Here is a 2390-nt window from a genome sequence, read left to right as displayed (position 1 = left end):
TGCGATAGTGGCGTAGTTGGTAACGCGCGACCTTGCCAAGGTCGAGACCGCGGGTTCGAGCCCCGTCTATCGCTCTTTAAAAGCCAGGAATTAAGTTTCCTGGCTTTTTTAACTTATGACGCATTATTTTCATTGGAGCAGAGCGTTCCATAGAAACTGAGCAGATACAGACCCGAAAGTCCGACCAGTGCGTAGATGATTCTGGAAATCCAGCTCATACTGCCAAAGATGAGAGCTACCAGGTTAAAGTTGAAGAACCCGATCAGTCCCCAGTTGACAGCGCCGATTATTGTAAGAGTCAGACAGAAACAATTTAAAAATTTATTTTCCATAAGTCACCATCCTTTCGTAACTATAGTGTTTCTTTTTATCGTGGAAATTATACGAAAAAGCCTGTATAAAATGTGGTAAAAGATGGAATTTTAGCAGCAAAAAACAGGGGGACTGTCTGAAACTGCAAAGAGAGACATAAAAATACGCGAAAGCCTTAAACGGAACTTTCGCGTATAAAAGATTTCATTGTGCTTCCCATATGGTGATGTGCTGGTTGCTTCTTTTACTGGAGATTTAATGTCTGTGCTGCTGTAATTCCAGTATCCAGACCAAATGCGTCTGAAGCATGCAAGGTAACCGGGCTCATATCATTAAGGGAAAAAGCCTGACATACATTTACTGTTTCTCCTGGCTGGATTTCTTTCATAAATGCATCAACAGCCTCATCACTGTTTGCCGGAATAGCTGCTTCAAGAGCCGCATCATTCTGATAAGCGGTAAGATTTACATCTACCATAGCACTGGAAGAACTTTCTCCGTTATTTGTGTAGTCATAGTAGACGAGAAGGCAGGGCTCACCGCCAAAGTCTGTGGAAACTACATTTCTGGTATAGTGGATAGAGAAACGCTGGTTGGAAAGATCAATGGTTCCATCAGATGTGGCAGGCGTCTGGACCACAGAATCAGCTGGACCATCGGTTCCCTCTGCTGTGGAGTCGGAATCCGCCAGAGCCTGGCTGATCTCATCCTCTACACTTTTGAAATTGGCGGACATGATCTTTACTGTTTCATCATCAAGAGCTGTAACCTTCCATTGGCCGTTTACTTTGATCATAGGATAAACAATGTCTGTTTCACTGAATTTGTCTTCCAGGCTGGAGGCTTTTTCCATTAAAATAGAAGCAAGCTTGTCCTGGGTTTCCTGTTCCGTAAGACTCTCGCCGGAAAAGGCGCTGGAAACAATCTGACGAAGGAATTCGGTTACAGTTTCACGGTAGATATCAGATCCGTCTACATAGCGGATCCGCGCAGTGACTTCAGCAGTGCCGTCTTGAAAACTGAAACGTGTCTTTGTGATCTTCCAGGTCATTTTGGCATTGATGGATTTGAAGAAGCTTTCGTAGGTGGCGTTTCGCACATCTGCATTGTCAAGAGCGGAAAGATCGGCGCTCTGGAGCATACTTTCCATTGTGTCGAAATCAAGGCTCTGGATGCCGGTAAGATATTTATCCAATTCTTTGGCTGGCTGGCTGCGTTCGTAGAAATAGTAGCCAATGGCGGCACCGACGATAAGGATAAGAATAAGCAGAAGCAGAATGCGTCCGGCCTTTTCTTTCCTTTTTTTCTTCGGAACAGGGTGTTCATCTGGCATATTTAGTTGTTTTTCTTCCATGTTTCCTCCTTGTTAAGTTTAGAGCGTGTTTGAAAAATCATTCCCGCAATCTGCACGCCCCACTTTGCGGTATATTTTGCCCTCTTTCAGTGGTTGTAGCCCGCTACGCCTCCCTCAATCGGATAAAATCTCCCACAAATCGTGACGCATATATTGCAGAAATCCTTTTTCAAACATGCTCTGGCGATGTTTATGCTATTATAATTTCATAAACTGACCGTCTGTAAAAATTTAACATATAAATCCGTGTGACATCTTTTTTATTATAGTATACTCTTGGGAGAGTGTCAAAGTATTTACCGAGTGTTACTGTTCACTCCGTTCACAGTAACGCGCTTTGCGATGCACAGAAATCATGCTTTGCATGATTTCGTGCCGCAACTCTCGGGTTTCCTGTGAACTTTGTTCACAAAAAACACCTCGCGGAACGTTATCAGTGACCAGTAACTGCAGAGTTACTGGTCAGGTCGCGAACAGTAACCAGTAACTTTACGGATACCGGGTATTTATGTTAAGATAATAAAAAAAGAAGAAAGGCGGAAAAACTATGGGTGCAAAGTATGAAGCTTATATAGAATCAGAGGCGGATGGACTTGATATTTCCGTTCTGGCAGTGGTTCCGGATGAGACACCGTACAGAGGAATCCTGCAGCTTGTTCATGGGATGAGCGAATACAAGGAGCGCTATCTTCCCTTTATGGAATATATGGCAAAAAAAGGCTAT

At 43.6% G+C, this 2390-nt stretch carries 3 protein-coding genes, 1 tRNA gene and 1 pseudogene; 2 read left to right on the top strand and 3 right to left on the bottom strand.

Features of this window, described 5'->3' with window-relative positions; translation table 11 throughout:
• Position 1 precedes the first annotated feature (1 nt).
• Positions 2-74: transfer RNA gene (locus AB5642_RS18405), tRNA-Gly, on the top strand.
• A 39-nt stretch (positions 75-113) separates the two neighbouring features.
• On the opposite strand, the gene AB5642_RS18400 is transcribed toward AB5642_RS18405, so the two are convergent.
• The 3 genes and pseudogenes from AB5642_RS18400 to AB5642_RS18390 form a co-directional block, all read right to left on the bottom strand.
• Complete coding sequence (locus AB5642_RS18400) at positions 114-332, bottom strand: DUF378 domain-containing protein (RefSeq protein ID WP_148462795.1); 219 nt, start codon at positions 330-332, stop codon at positions 114-116.
• A 224-nt stretch (positions 333-556) separates the two neighbouring features.
• On the bottom strand, positions 557-1666 hold the full coding sequence (locus AB5642_RS18395) for a DUF5067 domain-containing protein (protein WP_237926070.1): 1110 nt from the start codon (positions 1664-1666) through the stop codon (positions 557-559).
• Positions 1648-1785, bottom strand: a pseudogene (locus AB5642_RS18390) (DUF6783 domain-containing protein). The gene AB5642_RS18395 and the pseudogene AB5642_RS18390 overlap by 19 nt, the downstream one beginning before the upstream one ends.
• Between AB5642_RS18390 and AB5642_RS18385 the strand changes: the two are divergent.
• A complete protein-coding gene (locus AB5642_RS18385; protein WP_308768502.1) occupies positions 1756-1878 on the top strand; it encodes a DUF6783 domain-containing protein in 123 nt (40 codons plus the stop codon). The pseudogene AB5642_RS18390 and the gene AB5642_RS18385 overlap by 30 nt on opposite strands.
• The last annotated feature ends 512 nt before the right edge of the window (positions 1879-2390 follow it).

The sequence above is a fragment of the Ruminococcus sp. 1001136sp1_2201st1_G3_2201SCRN_220225 genome, from assembly GCF_040924365.1.
Classification (GTDB): domain Bacteria; phylum Bacillota; class Clostridia; order Lachnospirales; family Lachnospiraceae; genus Blautia_A; species Blautia_A faecis.
The sequence above is the reverse complement of the archived record's forward strand: the minus strand, read 5'-3'. Positions and strand labels throughout refer to the sequence as shown.